18 protein-coding genes are annotated in these 21,319 nt (G+C 57.5%); 12 read left to right on the top strand and 6 right to left on the bottom strand.

The features are described 5' to 3' along the window. The first annotated feature begins 80 nt into the window (after positions 1-80). The 8 genes from yahO (at position 81) to L2Y28_RS05370 (ending at position 11,104) form a co-directional block, all read left to right on the top strand. The gene (gene yahO, locus L2Y28_RS05335) at positions 81-356 is read left to right on the top strand and encodes a DUF1471 family periplasmic protein YahO (RefSeq protein WP_022647318.1); all 276 of its coding nucleotides are present in this window, start codon (positions 81-83) and stop codon (positions 354-356) included. Positions 357-556: 200 nt separating this feature from the next. Then, positions 557-2,740 carry a TonB-dependent siderophore receptor gene (locus L2Y28_RS05340; protein WP_022647319.1) on the top strand — a complete coding sequence of 728 codons (2,184 nt, stop codon included), beginning with the start codon at positions 557-559 and terminating at the stop codon, positions 2,738-2,740. 127 nt (positions 2,741-2,867) lie between these two features. Then, positions 2,868-4,841, top strand: a complete 1,974-nt coding sequence (locus tag L2Y28_RS05345) for a PhoX family phosphatase (protein ID WP_022647320.1) — start codon at positions 2,868-2,870, stop codon at positions 4,839-4,841. A gap of 102 nt (positions 4,842-4,943) precedes the next feature. Then, positions 4,944-6,329: a phenylalanine transporter gene (pheP, locus tag L2Y28_RS05350; protein WP_022647321.1), complete on the top strand. Its 1,386-nt coding sequence runs from the start codon at positions 4,944-4,946 to the stop codon at positions 6,327-6,329. Between the two features lie 316 nt (positions 6,330-6,645). Beyond that, positions 6,646-7,881 (top strand): MFS transporter, encoded by a 1,236-nt coding sequence (locus tag L2Y28_RS05355; RefSeq protein WP_022647322.1) that lies wholly within the window; start codon positions 6,646-6,648, stop codon positions 7,879-7,881. A 15-nt stretch (positions 7,882-7,896) separates the two neighbouring features. After that, the gene (locus L2Y28_RS05360; RefSeq protein WP_022647323.1) at positions 7,897-8,922 is read left to right on the top strand and encodes a sugar phosphate isomerase/epimerase; all 1,026 of its coding nucleotides are present in this window, start codon (positions 7,897-7,899) and stop codon (positions 8,920-8,922) included. After that, positions 8,915-10,057 (top strand): Gfo/Idh/MocA family protein, encoded by a 1,143-nt coding sequence (locus tag L2Y28_RS05365; protein ID WP_032621636.1) that lies wholly within the window; start codon positions 8,915-8,917, stop codon positions 10,055-10,057. The genes L2Y28_RS05360 and L2Y28_RS05365 overlap by 8 nt, the downstream gene beginning before the upstream one ends. Positions 10,058-10,132: 75 nt before the next feature. Continuing rightward, complete coding sequence (locus L2Y28_RS05370) at positions 10,133-11,104, top strand: LacI family DNA-binding transcriptional regulator (RefSeq protein WP_022647325.1); 972 nt, start codon at positions 10,133-10,135, stop codon at positions 11,102-11,104. Here the strand turns inward: L2Y28_RS05370 and L2Y28_RS05375 are convergent, their stop codons facing one another. Further along, complete coding sequence (locus tag L2Y28_RS05375) at positions 11,105-12,349, bottom strand: mechanosensitive ion channel family protein (RefSeq protein ID WP_022647326.1); 1,245 nt, start codon at positions 12,347-12,349, stop codon at positions 11,105-11,107. 67 nt (positions 12,350-12,416) lie between these two features. Continuing rightward, a complete protein-coding gene (locus L2Y28_RS05380) occupies positions 12,417-13,853 on the bottom strand; it encodes an MFS transporter (protein ID WP_022647327.1) in 1,437 nt (478 codons plus the stop codon). Positions 13,854-13,960: 107 nt separating this feature from the next. Here L2Y28_RS05380 and L2Y28_RS05385 point away from each other — a divergent pair, with 107 nt between their 5' ends. Both L2Y28_RS05385 and L2Y28_RS05390 read left to right on the top strand, forming a co-directional pair. After that, positions 13,961-14,830 carry a helix-turn-helix transcriptional regulator gene (locus L2Y28_RS05385; RefSeq protein WP_022647328.1) on the top strand — a complete coding sequence of 290 codons (870 nt, stop codon included), beginning with the start codon at positions 13,961-13,963 and terminating at the stop codon, positions 14,828-14,830. Positions 14,831-14,983: 153 nt separating this feature from the next. Continuing rightward, the gene (locus L2Y28_RS05390) at positions 14,984-15,586 is read left to right on the top strand and encodes a hypothetical protein (RefSeq protein WP_022647329.1); all 603 of its coding nucleotides are present in this window, start codon (positions 14,984-14,986) and stop codon (positions 15,584-15,586) included. 27 nt (positions 15,587-15,613) lie between these two features. Here the strand turns inward: L2Y28_RS05390 and nfsB are convergent, their stop codons facing one another. From nfsB to L2Y28_RS05405, 3 genes are all read right to left on the bottom strand, one after another. Continuing rightward, positions 15,614-16,267 carry an oxygen-insensitive NAD(P)H nitroreductase gene (gene nfsB, locus L2Y28_RS05395; RefSeq protein ID WP_003858884.1) on the bottom strand — a complete coding sequence of 218 codons (654 nt, stop codon included), beginning with the start codon at positions 16,265-16,267 and terminating at the stop codon, positions 15,614-15,616. Positions 16,268-16,387: 120 nt separating this feature from the next. After that, positions 16,388-16,756, bottom strand: a complete 369-nt coding sequence (locus L2Y28_RS05400) for an MmcQ/YjbR family DNA-binding protein (protein ID WP_022647330.1) — start codon at positions 16,754-16,756, stop codon at positions 16,388-16,390. After that, entirely contained in the window at positions 16,746-17,336 is a 591-nt protein-coding gene (locus L2Y28_RS05405; RefSeq protein WP_022647331.1) for a TetR/AcrR family transcriptional regulator, read from the bottom strand. Before L2Y28_RS05405 ends, L2Y28_RS05400 begins: the two co-directional genes overlap by 11 nt. Before the next feature lie 192 nt (positions 17,337-17,528). Here L2Y28_RS05405 and L2Y28_RS05410 point away from each other — a divergent pair, with 192 nt between their 5' ends. Both L2Y28_RS05410 and L2Y28_RS05415 read left to right on the top strand, forming a co-directional pair. Continuing rightward, on the top strand, positions 17,529-18,632 hold the full coding sequence (locus L2Y28_RS05410) for a RomA family MBL fold metallo-hydrolase (RefSeq protein ID WP_022647332.1): 1,104 nt from the start codon (positions 17,529-17,531) through the stop codon (positions 18,630-18,632). Positions 18,633-18,664: 32 nt separating this feature from the next. Continuing rightward, entirely contained in the window at positions 18,665-19,006 is a 342-nt protein-coding gene (locus tag L2Y28_RS05415; RefSeq protein WP_017694370.1) for a RamA family antibiotic efflux transcriptional regulator, read from the top strand. 106 nt (positions 19,007-19,112) lie between these two features. Here the strand turns inward: L2Y28_RS05415 and L2Y28_RS05420 are convergent, their stop codons facing one another. Beyond that, positions 19,113-21,257, bottom strand: a complete 2,145-nt coding sequence (locus L2Y28_RS05420) for a TonB-dependent siderophore receptor (protein WP_022647333.1) — start codon at positions 21,255-21,257, stop codon at positions 19,113-19,115. Positions 21,258-21,319 lie beyond the last annotated feature (62 nt).

A 21,319-nucleotide genomic window follows, 5' to 3' on the forward strand; every position in this document is an offset into this window, starting at 1 on the left:
TCCTCTACCATGCTCATTACACCTCACCGTTTCGCGTGGGGGCTTTTCGTAGTTGCTCATTAATCTTAAGGAAAAAGTTTATGAAAAAAACGACTGCTATTTTGTTGGGCACCGCGTTTCTGTTTACCACCAACGCCTTTGCGGCTGAAATGATGACAAAAAACGAATTCGAAAAAGTTGAGTCTCAGTACGAAAAAATCGGTACCGTGAGCACGGCTAACGAAGTCTCTGTCGACGATGCGAAAAAAGAGCTGGTCGAAAAGGCCGATAAAGAAGGTGCTGATGTACTGGTGCTGACTTCCGGTAATACAAACAACAAAATTCACGGCACCGCCGATATTTACAAGAAAAAATAATGCTTTAGCAACCACCCCTGTCTGGGGGTGGTTGTGCGCCGTACTTCTCCCCCACATCGTTTTTAACCTCTTCTCGCGCAGTGCTCCTCGTTGACGCTTGATTACGTATATATAATGCGTATAGTTCTCATTTGCATTTCATTTGATAAATACTAAGGCCCGACAACGGGCCATTTTTGCGCGCACGTTAAGAGCTCATTATGAACAACACCACAATGCACAAAACGCTGCTGGCGATTGCCATCGGCGCGGTTACACACTCCGCCTTTGCGGCGGAAGAGAAAAAAGAGGACACCATCGTGGTCCAGTCCACGGCGGGGAGTGATTTCAAACCCGGCGGTGACCAACTGCTTCCGGCCTTCCTCGACGGCCAGGTGGCTAACGGCGGACGTATGGGGATGCTCGGGCAGCAGAACGCCATGGACGTGCCGTTCAACATCATTAGCTACACCTCGAAGCTGGTGGAAGATCAGCAGGCGAAAACCATTGCTGACGTGGTCGCTAACGACGCGGGCGTGCAGTTCGTTCAGGGGTACGGCAACAGCGCGGAAACCTTCCGTATCCGCGGCCTGAAGTTTGACGGCGACGATATGACCTTTGGCGGATTGTCCGGCGTACTGCCGCGTCAGGTGGTGGATGCCCAGATGGTTGACCGCATCGAGATCTTCAAAGGGGCCAACTCCCTGATGAACGGCGCGGCCAGCTCGGGCGTGGGCGGGATGATCAACCTTGAGCCAAAACACGCGGGCGACATCCCACAGGCGAAAGTGGGCGTCGACTACACCTCGGATTCCCAGATTGGCACCACGCTGGATGCGGGGCGTCGCTTTGGCGATAACGACCAGTTCGGCGCGCGGGTGAACCTTGTGCATCGTGAAGGCGAAACCGGCGTGCCGAACGACCGCCGCCGCACCACGCTGCTCTCCACCGGTCTGGATTACAAAGGTGACCGTTTCCGCACCTCGCTGGACCTGGGCTATCAGAAAAAAACCTTCCACGGCAGCCCGACCAGCGTCAACATCTCGGCGGTGGACTTCGTGCCTGAACCACCGAAGAACGATCGCAACTTCTCGCAGAAGTGGGCCTACAGCGATATCGAAAACGAATTCGGCATGTGGCGCAGCGAGTACGACATCACCGATAGCTGGACGGCCTATACCGGCCTCGGCGCACAGCACGCGCACGAAGAGGGGATCTACAGCGCCCCGAAGCTGATGGATAAAAGCGGTAATGCGACGGTCAGCCGCCTTGATACCAACCGCATCAGCGATTCCGTCAGCGGCATGGCGGGCATTCGCGGTAACTTCATGACCGGCTTCGTCTCGCACAAGGTGAATGTCGGGTATTCGGCGATGACCAAAAACGAAAAAATCGCGTGGAAAATGTCTGCCGCGGCGGATAACCCGACCACCAACATCTACCACAACACTGGCGTTGATATGCCGGACAGCAGCAACTTCAGCGGCTCAGGCGGCAAATACAGCGATCCGCTGACCAGTGGGCGCACCCGCACGCAGGGCTGGCTGTTGAGCGATACCCTGGGCGTGCTGGACGACAAACTGCTGTTTACCGCAGGCGCACGCCATCAGAAAGTGGTGATTCGCGGGTACAACAAAATTACCGGTGCGGAAAACGACGCGGACGGTTTTGACGGTAGCCGCTGGATGCCAACCTACGGCGTGGTCTATAAGCCGTGGGAGGAAATTTCCCTCTACGCCAACCACACCGAGGCGTTACAGCCCGGTGAAACCGCGCCTCGCTCAGCAAACAACTACGGCCAGAGCACCGGTATCGTGCACTCTAAGCAGAACGAAGTGGGTGTAAAGGCGGACTTTGGCCGCGTGGGCGGCTCCCTGGCACTGTTTGAGATCAAAATGCCGTCGGCCATCCTCGACGACAGCGGCCACTACGGCCTGGACGCTGAACAGCGTAACCGTGGCGTGGAGCTGAACGTTTTCGGCGAGCCAACGCTCGGGATGCGTCTGAACGCCAGCGCCACCTGGCTTCAGGCCGAGCTGACCAAAACTAAAAACGGCGTGAACCAGGGGAACGACGCGATCGGTATTCCGAACTTCTACGCCGTGCTGGGCGCAGAATACGATATCAAGCCGATTGAGGGCCTGACGGCGACCGCGCGCGTTAACCACTCCGGCACGCAGTATGCCGATCTTGCGAACACCAAAAAGCTGGACAGCTACACCACGCTGGATCTGGGTATGCGCTATCGCTTCGCGGTGAACCACAATGAAAACCAGATGACCGTGCGAGCAGGCATCGACAACGTGACCAACGAGAACTACTGGTCAAGCGTGGATGATTCCGGTACTTACATCACTCAGGGCGAGCCGCGTACCTTTAAGGTCTCGGTTGGCTACGAGTTCTAAGCGTTCCACCTCGTTATCCGGGGCAGGGACGCCCCAATCCCTTCGTTGTCGTGTTATAAAATTGTAATAAAAGCTTCTTACACTGGTCGCCACATCCTTACCTCTTGGCCAATGACAGGAAGCCGCTATGGGCAGACCCCTCAAATCCGTATTTAAAAAAGAACATCGCGACGATATCAGTAACCGCAGCGCTAACCCGGTATTCTCCGAGGTGGCAGAGGTGTTCCTCTCCCGCCGCCGTTTTCTCCAGATGGGGGCCGTAGCGGGGGCAGCCGTATCATTCCCGTATCTGATCACACCCGAAAATGCGATTGCCGCGGTCTCAAAACCGTCCGCGCTGGCAAAAGCGGTTTCCCTGGGCTTTACCAGCATCGACGTCTCCACGGAAGATACGGTCAGGGTGCCGGAAGGTTATATTGCCCGCCCGTTCTATCGCTGGGGCGATCCGACAGGCATCAAAAACAACATGCCGGCGTTTAAACCGGACGCCAGCAATACCACAGACGAACAGGCCGTGCAGGCGGGCATGCACCACGACGGCATGGCGTGGTTTAGCCTGCCGCAGGGGGGGCAAAGCCCGGAGCATGGCCTGCTGGCGCTGAACCATGAATACATCGACAACGGAATGCTGTTTACGGACGGTACGGCGAACTGGAGCCTCGACAAAGCCCGCAAGGGGCAGAACGCGATGGGCGTGTCGGTGGTGGAAGTGAAAAAAACGGGCAGCGGCTGGGAGGTAGTGCGTCCGTCTTCGTTCGCCCGCCGTATTACCGTCAATACGCCGATGCAGCTTACCGGCCCGGCGCGGCATCAGGACTTAATGAAAACCGCCGCTGATCCGCAGGGGGAACGCGTTCTGGGCACCATGCAGAACTGCGCCAACGGCCACACGCCGTGGGGGACCTATCTCACCTGCGAGGAGAACTGGTCGGACATATTTGTGAAAAAAGCCGATCTCAACCCGCTGGAAAAACGCTACGGCATTAGCGACAGCGATGAATCGTACCGCTGGAACGAGGTGGATGAGCGGTTCAGCGTCGATAAAACCCCTAACGAACCCAACCGTTTCGGCTGGGTCGTGGAAATCGATCCCTACAACCCGACCTCCACCCCGAGCAAGCACACCGCGCTGGGCCGCTTCAAGCATGAGGGGGCAGCCGTCACGCTCGCCGCCGATAATCGCGTGGTGGTTTATATGGGTGACGACCAAAAGTTTGAGTACATCTATAAATTTGTTTCGGATAAAAAATACGATCCCGCGAACCGCGAAGCCAATATGCAGCTGCTGACGTCCGGCACGCTGTACGTCGCCAGGTTCAACGAAAACGGCAGCGGCGACTGGCTGCCGCTTGTCTTCGGGCAAAATGGCCTGGATAAAAGCAACGGTTTTGCAAGCCAGGGCGATCTGCTGATTAAAACCCGTCTGGCGGCCGACGTGGCGGGGGCAACGAAGATGGATCGCCCCGAGTGGATAGCCGTCGATCCGCACGCCAGCGGCAGCGTCTACTGTACGCTCACCAACAACAGCGATCGCGGGAAAGAGGGCAAGGCACCGGTCGACGCCGCTAACCCGCGCGCCAACAACGTGTACGGGCATATTATGCACTGGCTCGAAGAGGGGGCCGATCCTGCCGCCGCACGCTTTAAGTGGGATATTCTGGTCATGGCCGGGCGCACCGACGGCGACGATCCGAAGGCCAAAGGCTCGATGCAGGGCGCGGAATTTGGCAGCCCGGACGGCCTGTCGTTTGACCACCAGGGCGTCCTGTGGATCCAGACCGATGTCTCCTCCAGCACCATCAATAAGAAAGCGTACGAGGGGATGGGCAATAACCAGATGGTGGCTACCATTCCAGGCACCAACGAGTATCGCCGATTCCTGACCGGGCCGCGCGGGTGCGAAATCACCGGCATTGCGTTTACGCCAGACAACCGGACGCTGTTTATCAACATTCAGCATCCGGGGGAGGGTGGGGATGATATTACCGACCCGGCCAACCCTCGCGCTGTTTCCAGCTGGCCAGACGCGAGCCCGAACGGGCGTCCGCGATCGTCAACGGTGGTGATCGTCAAAGCAGACGGCGGGATCATCGGGTCGTGACGTTTATCCGCCGGGCGCATGCGCTGGCCCGGCGTTAAGCTTGCTACCACCAGCATGAAGTGTTAAAACGTGCCCCTTCTAAAAAAGAGACAGGGGTAGGGCGTGAAAGACGCGTCATCCGCTTCAGGCCATGGTAGCGCTGAAGCTTCGTCGGATCAGAGTCCGACGCTGCAACGTGGTTTGCAAAATCGACATATTCAGTTAATTGCCCTTGGCGGCGCGATCGGTACCGGGCTGTTTCTCGGCATCGGCCCCGCCATTCAAATGGCTGGCCCGGCGGTTCTGCTGGGTTACGCTCTCGCAGGGATTATCGCCTTCCTGATCATGCGCCAGCTCGGCGAGATGGTTGTTGAAGAGCCGGTGTCCGGCTCCTTCGCGCATTTTGCCTATAAATACTGGGGTCCGTTCGCAGGCTTCCTCTCCGGCTGGAACTACTGGGTGATGTTTGTGCTGGTGGGCATGGCGGAGCTGACCGCCGCAGGCATCTATATGCAGTACTGGCTGCCGGATGTCCCGACGTGGATCTGGGCGGCGGCCTTCTTCTTCATCATTAACGCCGTTAACCTTGTGAACGTGCGCCTGTATGGCGAGACCGAGTTCTGGTTTGCGCTGATCAAGGTGCTGGCGATTATCGGCATGATCGGCTTTGGCCTGTGGCTGCTGTTCTCCGGCCACGGCGGCGAGCGTGCATCGATCGACAACCTGTGGCAGCACGGCGGCTTCCTGGCGACTGGCTGGAAAGGGCTGATCCTCTCGCTGGCGGTCATTATGTTCTCCTTTGGCGGTCTGGAGCTGATTGGCATCACCGCTGCCGAAGCGCGCGATCCGCACAAAAGCATTCCGAAAGCGGTCAACCAGGTGGTGTACCGTATCCTGCTGTTCTATATCGGCTCGCTGGTGGTGCTGCTGGCGCTCTATCCGTGGGTGGAAGTAAAATCTGACAGCAGCCCGTTCGTGATGATCTTCCATGACCTGAACAGCAACGTGGTGGCTTCCGCGCTGAACTTCGTCATTCTGGTGGCGTCTTTGTCGGTGTACAACAGCGGGGTTTACTCCAACAGCCGCATGTTGTTTGGCCTCTCCGTACAGGGCAACGCGCCGAAGTTCCTTACCCGCGTCAGCCGTCGCGGCGTGCCGATCAATTCGTTGTTCCTTTCGGGCGCTATCACCTCGCTGGTGGTGCTGATCAACTATCTGCTGCCGAAAGAGGCGTTTGGCCTGCTGATGGCGCTGGTTGTCGCCACGCTGCTGCTGAACTGGATCATGATCTGCCTGGCGCACCTGCGCTTTCGCGCCGCGATGCGCCGCAAGGGGCGCGAGACGCAGTTCAAGGCGCTGCTCTATCCGGCGGGGAACTACATCTGTATCGCCTTCCTCGGCCTGATTCTGGTGCTGATGTGCACCATGGATGAGATGCGCCTGTCAGCGATGCTGCTGCCGGTGTGGGTGGTGTTCCTGTTTGTTGCGTTTAAACTCTCTCGAAGGTAAAAGCAAAACGGCAACCTGGTTGCCGTTTTTAGTGTTTGCCCCCTCTCCCTGTGGGAGAGGGCCGGGGTGAGGGCACCAGACCGCACCACACTGCCCGCCTTCACGCCCGGTGGCGCTGCGCTTACCGGGCCTACATGTTCGGGGACGTTATTTAGTAGGCCGGGTAAGGCGAAGCCGCCACCCGGCACCTCCGCTTCACCATTATCGTGACCCCTCTCCCAATTCTGTTTCGATCCACAGGATCTTTGTTTTGTAATCGATTACTTTTCATTTGAACTAATTTGTAATCGATTACTTTTTCCGGGTGAGGCTTATCATGGTGTCAACTGAGAGTAGTGAAAAGGCGATAACGCAGCACCGGCTGCTGGTGCCGCGTCTGTCGCTGATGATGTTTCTGCAATTTTTTATCTGGGGTAGCTGGTCGGTCACGCTTGGCCTGGTGATGACCCGGCACAACATGTCACTGCTGATTGGCGACGCGTTCTCAGCCGGGCCCATCGCCTCCATTCTTTCGCCGTTCGTGCTCGGGATGCTGGTGGACCGCTTCTTCGCTTCACAGAAGGTGATGGCGGCGATGCACCTCGCGGGCGCGGCGATCCTCTGGTTCGTGCCGGGGGCGCTGATTGCTGAGAACGGCGCGCTGCTGATTGGCCTTCTGTTTGGCTACACGCTCTGCTACATGCCAACGCTGGCGCTCACCAACAACATCGCGTTCCACAGCCTGGCAAACGTGGATAAAACCTTCCCGGTGGTGCGCGTGTTTGGCACCATCGGCTGGATCGTGGCGGGCATTTTTATTGGCGTCACCGGCGTGGCGTCCAGCGTGACCATCTTCCAGGTAGCGGCGGTCAGCTCCGTGCTGCTGGCGCTCTATAGCCTGACGCTGCCGCACACGCCTGCACCGGCGAAAGGCCTGCCTGTGAAGGTGCGCGATCTCTTCTGCGCGGACGCCTTCGCGCTGCTCAAAACCCGCCACTTCTTCGTCTTCTCCGTCTGCGCAATGCTGATCTCCGTCCCGCTCGGCACCTATTACGCCTACACCGCCTCGTATCTGGCGGATGCCGGCATTGCCGACGTCAGCACCGCCATGTCCTTCGGGCAGATGTCTGAGATCGTCTTCATGCTGGTTATTCCGCTGCTGTTCCGCCGCCTGGGCGTGAAATATATGCTGCTGATCGGCATGCTGGCGTGGTTCGTGCGTTATGCCATGTTCGCGCTGGGCGTCAGCGAGGAGGGGCGCATTCTGCTGTATCTGGGCATTCTGCTGCACGGCGTCTGCTACGATTTCTTCTTTGTCGTCGGCTTTATCTACACCGACCGCGTGGCGGGAGAAAAGGTCAAAGGCCAGGCGCAGAGCATGATCGTGATGTTTACCTACGGCATCGGCATGCTGCTCGGCTCGCAGATTTCAGGGGCGCTTTACAACCGCCTGGTGGCAGGGCAGACCGTGCCGCAGGCGTGGGTTACATTCTGGTGGATCCCGGCGGTGGCTGCCGCGGCGATCGCGCTGATTTTCCTTCTCACGTTTAAGTATGACGATGACAAGGCGTAATGTTCTGGAGGTGGTATGAGGACAATGAAAGGACCGGGCATTTTTCTGTCGCAGTTTATTGGCGGGGAAGCGCCCTTCAACACGCTCGACGGGCTGGCAGAATGGGCGGCGTCGAAGGGTTACAAAGCGGTGCAGATCCCCTGCAACCATCCGCATATCTTTGATGTGGAGAAAGCCGCAGAGAGTCAGGCCTACTGCGACGACATCACCGCAAAGCTGGCCGCGCACGGGCTGGTCATCAGCGAGCTGTCGACCCATCTGGAAGGGCAGCTTGTGGCGGTGAACCCGGTTTACAGCGAGGCGTTTGACCACTTCGCACCCGCATCCGTGCGCGGTAACGATGCGGCGCGTCAGGCGTGGGCGACGGAAAAACTGAAGCAGGCGGCGGTCGCCTCGGCCCGATTAGGGCTGAAAGCGCACGCCACCTTCTCCGGCTCGCTGGCCTGGCCTTTTTTCTATCCGTGGCCGCCGCACAACGAGCAGCGTTTTCAGGAGGCGTTCGAGGCGCTGGCAACCCGCTGGCGGCCGATACTGGATACCTTCGACGAGCAGGGCGTGGACGTCTGCTTTGAGCTGCATCCGGGGGAAGATCTGCACGACGGCGTAACCTTCGAGCGTTTTCTGGCGCTGGTGGATAACCATCCGCGCTGCAACATACTCTACGACCCGAGCCACATGCTGCTTCAGCAAATGGATTACCTGACCTTTATTGATCTCTACCATGCGCGCATTAAAGCGTTCCATGTCAAGGATGCGGAGTTCCGCCCCAGCGGGCGCAGCGGCGTCTACGGCGGCTACCAGCCGTGGATCAACCGCGCCGGACGTTTTCGCTCGCTGGGTGACGGGCAGATCGACTTTAAGGGCATCTTCAGCAAGCTGACCCAGTACGACTACGACGGCTGGGCGGTGCTGGAGTGGGAGTGCTGTCTGAAGGATGGCGATACTGGCGCGAGTGAAGGCAGCGAATTTATCCGCCGCCACATTATTCCCGTTTCCGGACGGGCGTTTGATGATTTCGCCGCAGGGGGCAGCCATGATTAACGTCGGGATTATCGGCAGCGGGTTTATTGGCCCGGCACACATCGAGGCGCTCAGGCGTCTCGGGTTTGTGCAGGTGGTCGCGCTCTGCGACGGTTCGCTCGTTAAGGCGCAGGAAAAGGCGCGCCAGCTAAATGTGCCGCATGCTTACGCCAGCGTGGAAGAACTGCTCGCGCACCCCAATCTGCATGCGGTGCACAACTGCACGCCGAACCACCTGCACGCGGAGATTAACCGCCAGATCCTGCGCGCGGGCAAGCACGTGTTTTCCGAAAAGCCGCTGTGCATGACGCCGGACGAGGCGCGCGAGCTGGTGGCGCTGGCAGAGCAGGCGGGCGTGGTGCATGGCGTGAGCTTTGTCTATCGTCAGTTTGCGATGGTGCGCCAGGCGGCGAGCATGATGCGCGCGGGCACCCTCGGGCGGCTGTTTGCCTCGCACGGCAGCTATTTGCAGGACTGGATGCTGCTGGAAACCGACTACAACTGGCGGGTGGATGCCGCGCTCGGCGGCGCATCGCGGGCGGTGGCGGATATCGGCTCCCACTGGTGCGATACGGTGCAGTATGTCACCGGCAGGCGCATTACTGAGGTGATGGCTGATTTATCCATCGTCTGGCCGACGCGCAAGGCTAACGTGGCAGGCAATCAGACGTTTACGCACGACGAACATGCTCACTATGAAGATAAACTGGTCACCACCGAAGACTTCGGCTCGGTGCTGTTGCGTTTTGACGACGGCAGCAAGGGCAGCTTTAGCGTCTCGCAGGTGAGCGCGGGGCGAAAAAACCGCCTGACCTTTGAAATTAACGGCAGCGAGCAATCGGTGGCGTGGGATCAGGAAACCCCGCAGCAGCTGTGGATCGGCCATCGCGCCCGGGCAAACCAGACGCTCAGCGACGATCCGGGTTTGATGAACCGTGATGTGGCCGACAGCGCCCATTTCCCCGGCGGACACATTGAAGGCTGGCCGGATGCCTTTAAAAATATGATGGCGCAGTTTTACCGTGCCGTGCAGGCGGGAGCGATGCCGGATAATCCGCAGTTTGCCACCTTCCACGATGGCGCCAGTGTGATGTATATCCTTGATGCGATTGTGAAAAGCCATCAGCAGCAGCGCTGGGTGCGTGTGGAATACTGACGCATTGCCCGGTTCGCCGGGCAACCAATTTATGGTAGCCTGCACAAAACGCTAACCGCAGGATGTATCGTCGCTATGTCAATTCAGAAAATCGCTCAACTGGCCGGGGTATCCGTGGCAACGGTCTCTCGCGTACTGAATAACAGCGATACCGTGAAGGCGAAAAACCGCGAGCGCGTTTTGCAGGCGATCCAGGAGAGTAACTACCAGCCCAATCTGCTGGCGCGTCAGCTGCGCACCGCCCGCAGCTATATGATCCTGGTGATGGTCTCGAACATCGCCAACCCGTTCTGTGCCGAAGTGGTGAAGGGCATCGAAGCCGAGGCGGAAAAGAACGGCTACCGCATCCTGCTGTGCAACTCCGGCTCGGATATTGAGCGCTCCCGCTCGGGCTTAAGCCTGCTGTCGGGCAAAATCGTCGATGGCATTATCACCATGGATGCGTTCTCGAAGCTGCCGGAGCTGGCCGCGCTGATTGGCAACGCGCCGTGGGTACAGTGCGCTGAATACGCCGATGCGGGCGCGGTCTCCTGCGTGGGGATTAATGATGTTGATGCCTCCCAGCACGTTGTCAGCCAGCTTGCCGACGAGGGCCGCAAACGCATTGCGCTCATCAACCACGACCTGAGCTACAAATATGCCCGTTTGCGCGAACGCGGCTATAAGAGCGTCATACACCTGCGGGATCTGGACTATCAGGCGGTGGAGTACGCCAGTGAGCTCAGCTCCAGTGCGGGCATGGCGGCGATGCAAAATCTGTTAAAAGCAAACCCGCCGGATGCGGTGTTTGCCGTTTCCGATACGCTGGCGGCGGGGGCGCTGCGCGCCATTCAGCAGGCAGGGCTGCGGGTGCCAGAAGATATCGCGGTGGTGGGTTTTGACGGCACCGAGCTGGCGGAGATGATTTCTCTCACCACCATTGAACAACCGTCGCGGGATATCGGGCGCAAGGCGGTCAATCTGCTGTTAAATAAGATCGACAACCCGGATGCGCCCACGGAAAGGGTCATGATGGACTGGCGCTTTATTTCCCGCGCCAGCACCTGATTATCTGGCGATGACGCCAGCCAGCGAGCGAATATCGTTTCCGGTTGGCGACTGGTGAATACGCAGGCCAAATTCATCCACCACCGCGAAAATATGATCGAAGATGTCGGCCTGAATATCTTCGTATTCTGCCCAAATCACCGTGTTGGTAAAGGCATATATTTCAATCGGCAGCCCGTTGGCATCTGGCGCGAGCTGGCGCACCATCAGCGTCATATCTTTACGAATACGCGGGTGGTTACGCAGATATTCATTCAGATAGGCACGGAAGGTGCCGATATTGGTCATCTTGCGCAGGTTTAATACCGATTCCCCTTCGCCGTTCTGCTGATTCCACAGGTTAATTTCCTCATGACGCGCGGCCAGATACGGCTTCAGTAGTTTCGCCTGAATCAGTTTCTGCTGCTCCTGCTCATCGAGGAAATGAATGCTGGTGGTATCGATATTCAGGCTACGCTTGATGCGGCGACCACCGGAGGCTGACATGCCGCTCCAGTTGATGAACGCGTCGGACACCAGCGCCCAGGTCGGGATGGTGGTGATGGTGTTATCGAAGTTGCGCACTTTAACGGTGGTCAGGCCGATGTCGGTCACCGTGCCGTTGGCACCGTATTTCGGCATCTCCAGCCAGTCCCCGAGCTTCAGCATGTCGTTGGCGGAGAGCTGAATACCGGCCACTAAGCCCAGTATCGGGTCTTTAAAGACCAGCATCAGAACGGCAGCCATCGCACCCAGGCCGCTTATCAGAATGGCGGGTGACTGACCGATCAGAAGGGAGATAATTAATATTCCCACCAGAATGGCGCTCACCAGCTTGATGCCCTGGAATATCCCCTTCAGCGGCAGCTGTGATGCGGTGGCCATTTTCTGCGACAGATTAAAAATCACATCCAGCAGCGAGAAGAAGGAGAGCAGGGCATAGACCATCACCCACAATTTTGCGCAGGTGGTGAGCATTTCCGCCGCTTCGCTGCCTTTTTGCAGCCACAGAACCGCCTGAACGTTGACGATTATCCCCTGGAGGGTAAACGCCAGACGGTGAAATAACTTGTTCTGCGTAATGATCTGCAACCATAAATGGCTGCTGGCCTGCGCGCGTTTTTCGAAGGCGCGCAGCACCACTTTGTGCAGAATAAAATGAACGATAATGGCTGTAAGAAAAATAATACCAAAGATAATCACTAAAGAGGTGGTGTGATTAATTTCAATCCCTAACTCTTCAACCTGAGCAATTAATTCCTGCATAACGTCTCCTGTATTGATGCAGCCCCATAATGGCGGCTGCGGATCTATTATGCAAATTCAGGCAGTTTTATTTTGTCGCCGGACAGGCCTTGACGACCGGTAAACACAGACGATGGCGCATACGCAGCGTGGCCACTGCCAGCACCCCCATCATGGCCGTTTCCACCATCAGGAAGACGTTGACTGCCTGGGTGTAATCTCCGTGATGATTTTGCAGCCCGTGCAGCAAAATCGCGCCGAAAATGGCCGGGCCAAGCCCCAGCGCAGCCTGTTGCAGCGTGCTTAAAATCGCGCTCGCGGCCCCCGCGTCGTCAGGCTGGATATCGCGCATCCCGATACGGTAGAAGCTGTTTACAATCAGCGCCTGCCCGTATCCCACCAGCCCGGTGGCCGGGGCCAACGTCAGCGCGGTATTCTGCATCCCCCAGTGACGGAACGTGGCGATCAGCGCCACCAGACCGACAAGCTGAATCACAAGCCCGGTCAGCAGGATGGCGCTGGTGCTGTAGCGGGCAATCAGGCGTGGGGCGAACCAGGCGGAAATAAAATAGGTGACGCCGAGTGCGATAAAGCTGTTCCCGGACTGCCACGGCGCCATCCCCAGACCGCTTTGCATGGTCAGCGCCATACAGAACATGAACCCGGACCAGACGCTGAAAAAGAGTATCCCGATCAGCACGCCAAAGCGGATGCTGCGCAGCTGCAACAGGCGCGGCGCGATGAGCGGGTGGGCATCTTCTCGCTCTTTCTTACGCGCGTTTAACACCATCAAATAGACCAGCGGCACAATCGCCAGCAGCGCGGCCTTCAGCGGCCACGACCAGTGCCATTGCGGGCCGAGCGCCATCGGGAACAGCAGACAGCACAGTATCGCCGTCAGCAGGATAGTCCCGGTCCAGTCAATGCGCGACGGCGTGTCGCGGCGGGTTTCCGGTACGTAGCGACGGCTCAACGCCAGCACCACCAGACAAATCGGCACGTTGATAAAGAAGGCGTTACGCCAGCCAAGCCCGGCGATGTCTGCCGACACCAGCCAGCCGCCACCCATCTGGCCGACGATAAACGCAATACCGCCGATACCGCCGAACAGACTGATCGCTTTGGCGTGTGCCGTTCCTTTTAACGTCACGTGCAACGTCGCGAGAATTTGCGGCATGATCAGCGCGGCGCCCGCGCCCTGGATAATGCGCGCGGCAAGCAACTGTTCGATATTGCCCGCTATGCCGCACAGCAGCGAGGCCAGGCCAAAACTCGCCACGCCCCACATAAACAAGCGACGGCGGCCAAGGTTATCGCCCAGCTTGCTGCCGGGGGCCAGACAGACGGCAAAGGCCACGCCGTAGAGGGCGACGATCAGCTCCAGTTCGGTGGCGGTGGCGTGTAACGAATGGGTGATGGAATCCAGCGCCACGTTGGTGATCGAGGTATCAATCAGCGGCAGCATCTGGCCGGTTAATAGCAATATCAGGCCCGCACGACCCGGTGAAACAACTGACGTATTCATGGTGACTCCATTGCGTCAAACAGCGTAGAGTCGTAGCATCAACCATCTGATAAACGGGTACCAGTTCTTACTTATACTGGTACTGGCACTACCATGCAGGAGATGTTATGGCGCTGATGTCTGAACCTGTCACCTCTCTCCAGGATGACACCCGCAAGCAGCTGGGCGCGTTTTTGCGTGCCCGGCGCGAAAGCCTCGATCCGCAGCGGCTCGGCTTACCGCGCAGCGGCCGTCGCCGCACGCCGGGCCTGCGCCGGGAGGAGGTAGCGATGCTCGCGGATGTCGGTGTGACCTGGTACACCTGGCTGGAACAGGGCCGGGACGTTAATCCGTCCAGCGCGGTGATGGCCGCCATTGCAAAAGCGCTGCAATGCACCCCGACCGAAGCCCGGCATCTTTTTGTGCTTGCCGGTTTGCCGCCGGGCGAAGCCCCGCAGGCGGTGTGCTGTGAGGGGATCAGCGAAGGCACGCGTCGCCTGCTGGATACCCTGATGCCGAAGCCTGCCAGTATTCAGAAACCGAATTTCGATATCGTGGCGTGGAACGACAGCTTCGGACACCTGATGGGCGTCGATTTCAACGCTATCCCGCCGGAAGATCGCAACTGTATTTACCTGTTCCTCACCCATCCGGCGTGGCGCGCGCGGCTCGGCAAACGTGACGACGTGCTGCCGATTTTCGTCTCCTATTTCCGCGCGGCAATGGCTGAGCACCGTGGCGACCCGCTCTGGGAAGCGAAGCTGGCGCGTTTTTTTGCGGTGTCCGAGGAGTTCAAAACCCTGTGGCACCAGCGTAACGACGTGCGCGGCGTGGAGAACCAGCTCAAGCTGTTCACCCATCCCGAGCTGGGGGATTTTCATCTCCAGCAGATGTACTGGTACTCTGCGCCGCGAAACGGATCGCGGCTGCTGGTCTATTTACCGGTGGACGAGGCAGGGGAGAGGGCGATGGCGTGGCTGGAGGCGCAGGGGAAATAAGTTTTTTGCGAGGGGCTTTCAGGGAATAAGAGCTGGCTCTGCTAAGCGGATGAGACAGGTATAAGGTGGCGTTTAACTTAAACCAACCGACTGAATCGACATCATTTCGATGAGGGATTAAGTCGACTATACTCACGCCATGAGAAACAACAAATGTCGCCACTGATGATTGATTCCGCAGACTTCAGCCAAAAACTCGGCCTTATCTCCCGAAACGTCGAACACACCGAAGCGTTCCTGGCACGAGGTACGGCGGAATTTCATCTGCCGGGGTTTCTGCTGCCTGTGGGATACCGGCTCCTGAAATCGCGTTATGGTGATGAATATCGTCTCGTGACCACCGATGACGGCAAACCTTATACGGCGTATGCCGTAAAGCTTAAATTTCATAAAGAAATTACCTTTCCCCACGGTGCCGCCACGCAGGTGATGGTGTGGCGTACGCCACGTGCCGTTCATCAACGCGTGATAAGCGGGTTGCCACAACTCTTTTTTCAGTGGGTGCTAAGCGAATACGACATCGTTGTCTCTGACAGCGAACAAACGGGAGACGGGCAACGGTTCTGGCTGCGCATGATCGACTGGGCGTTTACCATGAACTATCGCATTAGTGTGGCGGACGGTACGGTGGGAGAAGAGTGGACGTTAACGCCCGTAAATTCCTACGCTGAGCTGGAAGAGCGCTGGATTGCTTTTGCCTGGGGAAACGATCGTGAGGTCCATCCGCATCGCAGGCTTGTCATCAGTAAAGCGTAACGGGCCGCATGCAGCGGCCCATTTTCATTAGCATTCAGTCACAATCGTGCTCAGCGGCAGGCGAGACTTCGGCAGCGTGGCATTGAAATCCTCAACGCTGTGATGCCCAACAGGCACCACCACCAGGCTGGTGAAGCCTTTCTCTTTCAGGCCGAACTCTTCGTCGAGGATTGCGGCATCGAAGCCTTCAATCGGCACTGCGTCCAGGCCCATCGCGGCCACGCCCAGCAGGAAGTTGCCGACGTTCAGGTAAACCTGCTTCGCCATCCACTGGTCGTCATCTTTCAGATCCACGCGGTGCATGTCGGCAAAATAGCAGCGGCCTTTGTGGTTCGCGGCTTTTGCTTCTGGCGTGGCGAAACGGCCGTCAGCCTCTTCCTGATCGACGACGCGCTCAAGCCAGGCATCGTCCATCGCGGTTTTCGCGCAGAACACCACCACGTGAGAGGCATCCAGCATTTTGCGTTCGTTAAACACATAGGTGCCCGCCGCGGATTTTGCCACGCGCGCTTTACCCTCTTCAGTGCTGGCAACAATAAAGTGCCACGGCTGGGAGTTGGTGCTGGACGGGCTGTATTGCAGCAGCGTTTTGATTTTTTCCGCTTCTTCTGCGGTCAGTTTTTTGGCTGGGTCGAACGCCTTGGTAGAGTGGCGTTTCAGGGCGACAGAAATAATATCCATAACAACTCCTGGTGATGAAATTCGCCCGCGGGCGGGCGTGAAAGGAAAGCAGATTACCGCGCGAAGCGGGAAAAGATAAGTGCGATTCGAGCGCTTATTCTGTTCGTCTCAGACGAACAATCAGGCTGGCCGAATCCACTTCTGATCTTTTTTCGGCAGTTTATCAACGACCAGATTCCACGAATCCGTAATCAGGTCGGTGACCAGTTCAGGCGTGATGTCGTCCGTGCCATAAAGGGAGATCCAGTGTTTTTTATTCAGATGGTAGCCAGGCTCCACGCCACGGTAGATCTGCTGATTGAGCAGTGATTTTTCCGGATCGGATTTCAGGCTGACGTGGGCCCGACCGTGAGCGGTCGCCATCAGCATAAAAATTTTCCCGCCCACCTTAAACACGTCATACTCCGGGCCAAACGGCCAGCAATGTTCGGTAAAAGGCATTTCCAGCGCGACGCGTCTGGCATGTTCCTGCAAGGCTTTACTGTCCATGGCTCTCTTCCTCAGCAAGCCCGCGCCACATGGCTTCAAAGCCCAGCGCTTTAATATCGACGGCACGGGACGGATCGCGCGCGGCAAACTCCATGGTGGTTTCAGCCAGCGATAAGAATATTGCATCACCGAAGGTCTTAAACTCGTCAGACATAAACACCGGGCGCACCGAGCGGTGACACAGTTCGTGTATTTCCGGGAACATGTCTTTCACCGCCTGCTCGGTTTCAATGTTCAGCTTTTCACTGACGCCAATCTGGCGGATAGCCGCATGCGCCAGGGGGTTACGAATGCCCCAGTCCACATAGCTATTCCAGATATTACGGGTATGCTCTTTTGGCTGGGTGATGGTGCGATCGAGGTTTGCCAGCATGGTCTGGCAAAGATCCTGTTTCAGATGCAGATAGAGGGCATTCAGCAGATCGTCTTTGGTAGCAAAGTAGCGAAACAGTGTCCCTTCAGCGACGCCCGCATTACGGGCAATTAACGCCGTTGAGGCGGCAATACCTGACTGCGCAAACGCAGCCGTTGCTGCTTCCAGTAAGGCCTGTTTTTTATCTTCACTCTTCGGACGTGCCACTAAATTTTTCCTCCCGTCAATTGTAAAAACCCTGATTGAAACACGTGCTTTGCCACGCTGCAACGCGGAATGTCAAAGATCGAAAACCTTCTTGACGGCGTAATCATCCTATCTATAATGAGTGCTTACTCACTCATAATCAAGTTCAACCCGCACAAACTATCGGACAGGGCGCGTTGGCGGGTCAGGATAATGAAAAAGCCTCTATTCATCTGCGTGGTGTTAGTTATGATTATTGCTTCAGCTGCCAGTTTACCGTTTGTACTGAATGCCGGATTTGGCCAGCCACCGCAGGGTGCGCAGCTCTCTGAAGTGGAGGCCTCTCCGCACTATCGCGACGGGCAATTCCATAACACGCTCCCTACGCCGGGCTTTACCGGGCAACAAAATATGCTGGTGGCGTGGTGGCAGTTTCTTACCCGTAAAACCGAAAACGCCCGTCCTGCGCAGCCGCTGCCGCTGGTGAAAACCGATCTGGCGAGCCTGTCGCCTGAACAGGACACGCTGGTGTGGCTCGGCCACTCCTCCTGGTATATGCAGCTGGCGGGGCAACGAATCCTGATCGATCCGGTTCTGAGTAACTACGCCGCACCGTTCTCCTTCCTCAATAAAGCCTTTGCGGGGGAGTACCCGTGGCGTGCGGAGAGCATGCCGGAGATCGACCTGCTGATTATCTCCCACGATCACTATGATCATTTGGATTACGCCACCATCAAGGCGCTGCTGCCGAAGGTTAAGCGCGTGGTCACCCCGCTGGGCGTGGGTTCGCATCTGCGCTACTGGGGGATGAACCCTGAGATTATCGACGAGCGGGACTGGAACCAGTCGGTACGTATCAGCGATGCGCTGACGGTTCACGTGTTGCCGGCGCGCCATTTTTCCGGGCGCGGCATTAAGCGTAACCAGACCCTGTGGGGCAGCTTTATGTTTGTCTCTCCGGAGCAGAAGGTCTACTACAGCGGAGACTCCGGTTATGGCCCGCACTTCAAAGCGATTGGCGAGCAGTTTGGCGGAGTTGACTTAGCCATTATGGAAAACGGCCAGTACGACCAGGACTGGAAGTACATCCATATGCATCCGGCGGAAACGGCGCAGGCCTCGGCAGATCTCAATGCCAGAGCGGTCGTACCGGGACATAACGGGCGTTTTGTGCTGGCGAAACATACCTGGAACGATCCACTGATCCAGCTGGCGAAAGCCAGCAAGGATAAAAACTACCGGCTGCTGACACCGGAGCTGGGCGAGCCCGTGCGGGTGAGTGATACCACGCAACAATTTCGCGAGTGGTGGGAATAATGTTTAAGCGAGAAGCAGAGGGGGAGAGCAGTATGACGATTTCCGCTCAGGTCATTGATACGATTGTCGAATGGATCGATGACAACCTACACCAGCCGTTACGCATCGAAGAGATTGCCCGCCATGCGGGTTACTCAAAATGGCATTTACAGCGGCTGTTTATGCAGTACAAAGGCGAAAGTCTGGGGCGCTACATCCGCGAACGCAAGCTGCTGATGGCGGCGCGCGATCTGCGTGAGTCAGACGAGCGCGTATACGATATCTGCCTGCGCTACGGGTTTGACTCGCAGCAGACGTTTACCCGCATCTTTACCCGCACCTTCAACCAGCCGCCCGGGGCGTACCGCAAAGAGAACCATAGCCAGACACATTAACATGTCGCGTGTAGGCCGGGTAAGGCGTAGCCGCCACCCGGCTTTTTTGTGGGCTCGGTGCCCGTAATTGCCCGGTGGCGCTGCGCTTACCGGGCCTACAAATCACTTACCACCGATAATTCACCGTCGCCGTCACCGTCCGGCCAATCCCGTAGAAGCACGCCGTATCGCTTGCGCATGACGCCACATACTTCGTGTCCGCCACGTTATTGACGTTGAACTGCACGCTTGCCCCTTTCAGGCTGCGGTTCATCTCGCCCAGATCGTAGCGCAGCATCGCGTCATACAGATCCACCGATGGCACCTTAAAGGTGTTCTTCGCATCGCCGTAGCTGGTGCCGATGTAGCGCATCCCCACGCCAGCGGTCAGGCTCTTGAGCGCCCCGCCCGGAACGGTATAGCTGGCGAACGCCGATGCCATATGCGCTGGAATGCGCGCCGGGGTCTTGCCCTCGGTGCCCGCCACCGTGGTGCTTTCGGTTTTTGCATCGGTATAAGTGTAGGAGCCAATCAGGTTGATGTTATCCATCAGCGTGGCGTGGATTTCCGCTTCAGCGCCTTTCGAACGCACCTTGCCCGCATTTTCGAACCAGCCTTCAGCGCTGTTATAGGTCGCTACGTTGTCCTGAGTTAAATCGTACAGCGCGAGAGTCATCAGCGTGGTGTCGACCGGCTGATATTTCAGGCCAATCTCGGTCTGTTCACCGGTAGTTGGCCTGAATGGCGCGATGCCCGGCGCACGGTTGGTTTGCAGGTTCGGCTCAAACGACGTGCTGTAGCTGATGTACGGCGAGAGACCAAAATCGAACGCGTACAGCAGGCCAGTGCGCCAGGTAAATTTGCTGTCGTTCTGCTGCGTAAAGCTATTATCGGTGAAGTCGTTGGTACGCACTTCGCTCCAGTCGTAGCGCCCGGAAACCAGCCACTCCCAGTTGTTCCAGCTCATCTGATCCTGAAGATACAGCCCCATCTGGTCGAGATTTTGCTGCTCGTCGGAGGCCGTTTTGAAGGTGCTTTCATCCACGTTCACGCCGTAAACCGGGGTTGTCCAGTCGAGGTCATACTGTGAGCCGCTCCCGCGCGCCAGCAGCTGTTTATCCTTGCTTGTCTTGTAATCAAACCCGCCGAGCAGGGTATGGCTGACGCTCCCGATCTCCAGCAGATATTCCAGCTGGTTATCGAGGCCAAATTCATTGGTCGTGCGCTCTTCACGCTGGGCGCGACGGGTCAACACCGTGCTGTTGGCCGCGCTGTTGGCGTAAACCAGATAACGGTATTTCTGCTTGATGGTGGCGTAACGGGCGTTCTGGCGGAAGGTGAGGTTGTCGGCGAACTGGTGTTCCAGCTCGTAGCCAATCATCGTCTGCTCGCGCCAGGACTGATTGTAATTCGGATCGCTGACGTTAAAGTCGCGTGGGATGTACTTCCCGTCGACGCTTTTCACCGTGCCATACGCGGGCAGGAAGTTGCGGTATCCGGCATCCGGATCTTTCTGGTAGCTGGTCAGCAGCGTAAAGCGGGTCTGATCGTTCGGATACCAGGTGATCGCCGGGGCGATCGCCATCCGCGTCTCTTTATAATCGTCCACCTGATTATGCTGCGTACGGGCGATACCGTTCACGCGATACAGTACGCGGCCGTCGTCGCTCAGCCTGCCGCCGAAATCAAACGCACCTTCGGCGAGATCGTTATTGCCGGTGCGGAACTGCACGTTGTGAATGGCCTCCGCCGTCGGGCGCTTGCTGGTCATGCTGATTAACCCGCCAGGATTCACCTGACCAAACAGGACCGACGCCGGGCCGCGCACCAGCTCCACGCGCTCCAGCAGCCACGGGTCAACTGTGCCCGTCTGTGATGAGGCCGTTGCGCCAAAGCTTAAGCCGTCGAGGAATTTTGGCACGTAGCTAAAGCCGCGCACAAACACCTCGTCGTTACGGTTAGACGAGCCCCGGTATTCGGTAAACACGCCCGCCGAGTAGCGCAGCGCCTGCGAAACGGATGTGACGTCCTGCATGTTCATTTGATCGCGGGTGATCACCGATACCGACTGCGGCGTCTTCACAATCTCCGCGCTGGTCTTGGTGGCGGAGAGCGTTTTCGTCGCCACAATGCCTTTTACGGGCGCAGTGGGCTCTTCACTCACGCCCTGCGTCACCGTAATCGTTTCTTCTTTCGTTTCTGCCTGAGCCGCGACGCTGGTCGTCGCCAGACTCAGCAGCCAGAGCTGCATTATCTTATTATTTTTAAACATTTTTATTGAACGTCCTTGGTTGCTATCGCCATAAAAACACCGGTAAATCGCCGTTGATGATA

Source organism: Enterobacter sp. JH25, assembly GCF_021725435.1.
Taxonomy (GTDB): Bacteria; Pseudomonadota; Gammaproteobacteria; order Enterobacterales; family Enterobacteriaceae; genus Enterobacter; species Enterobacter intestinihominis.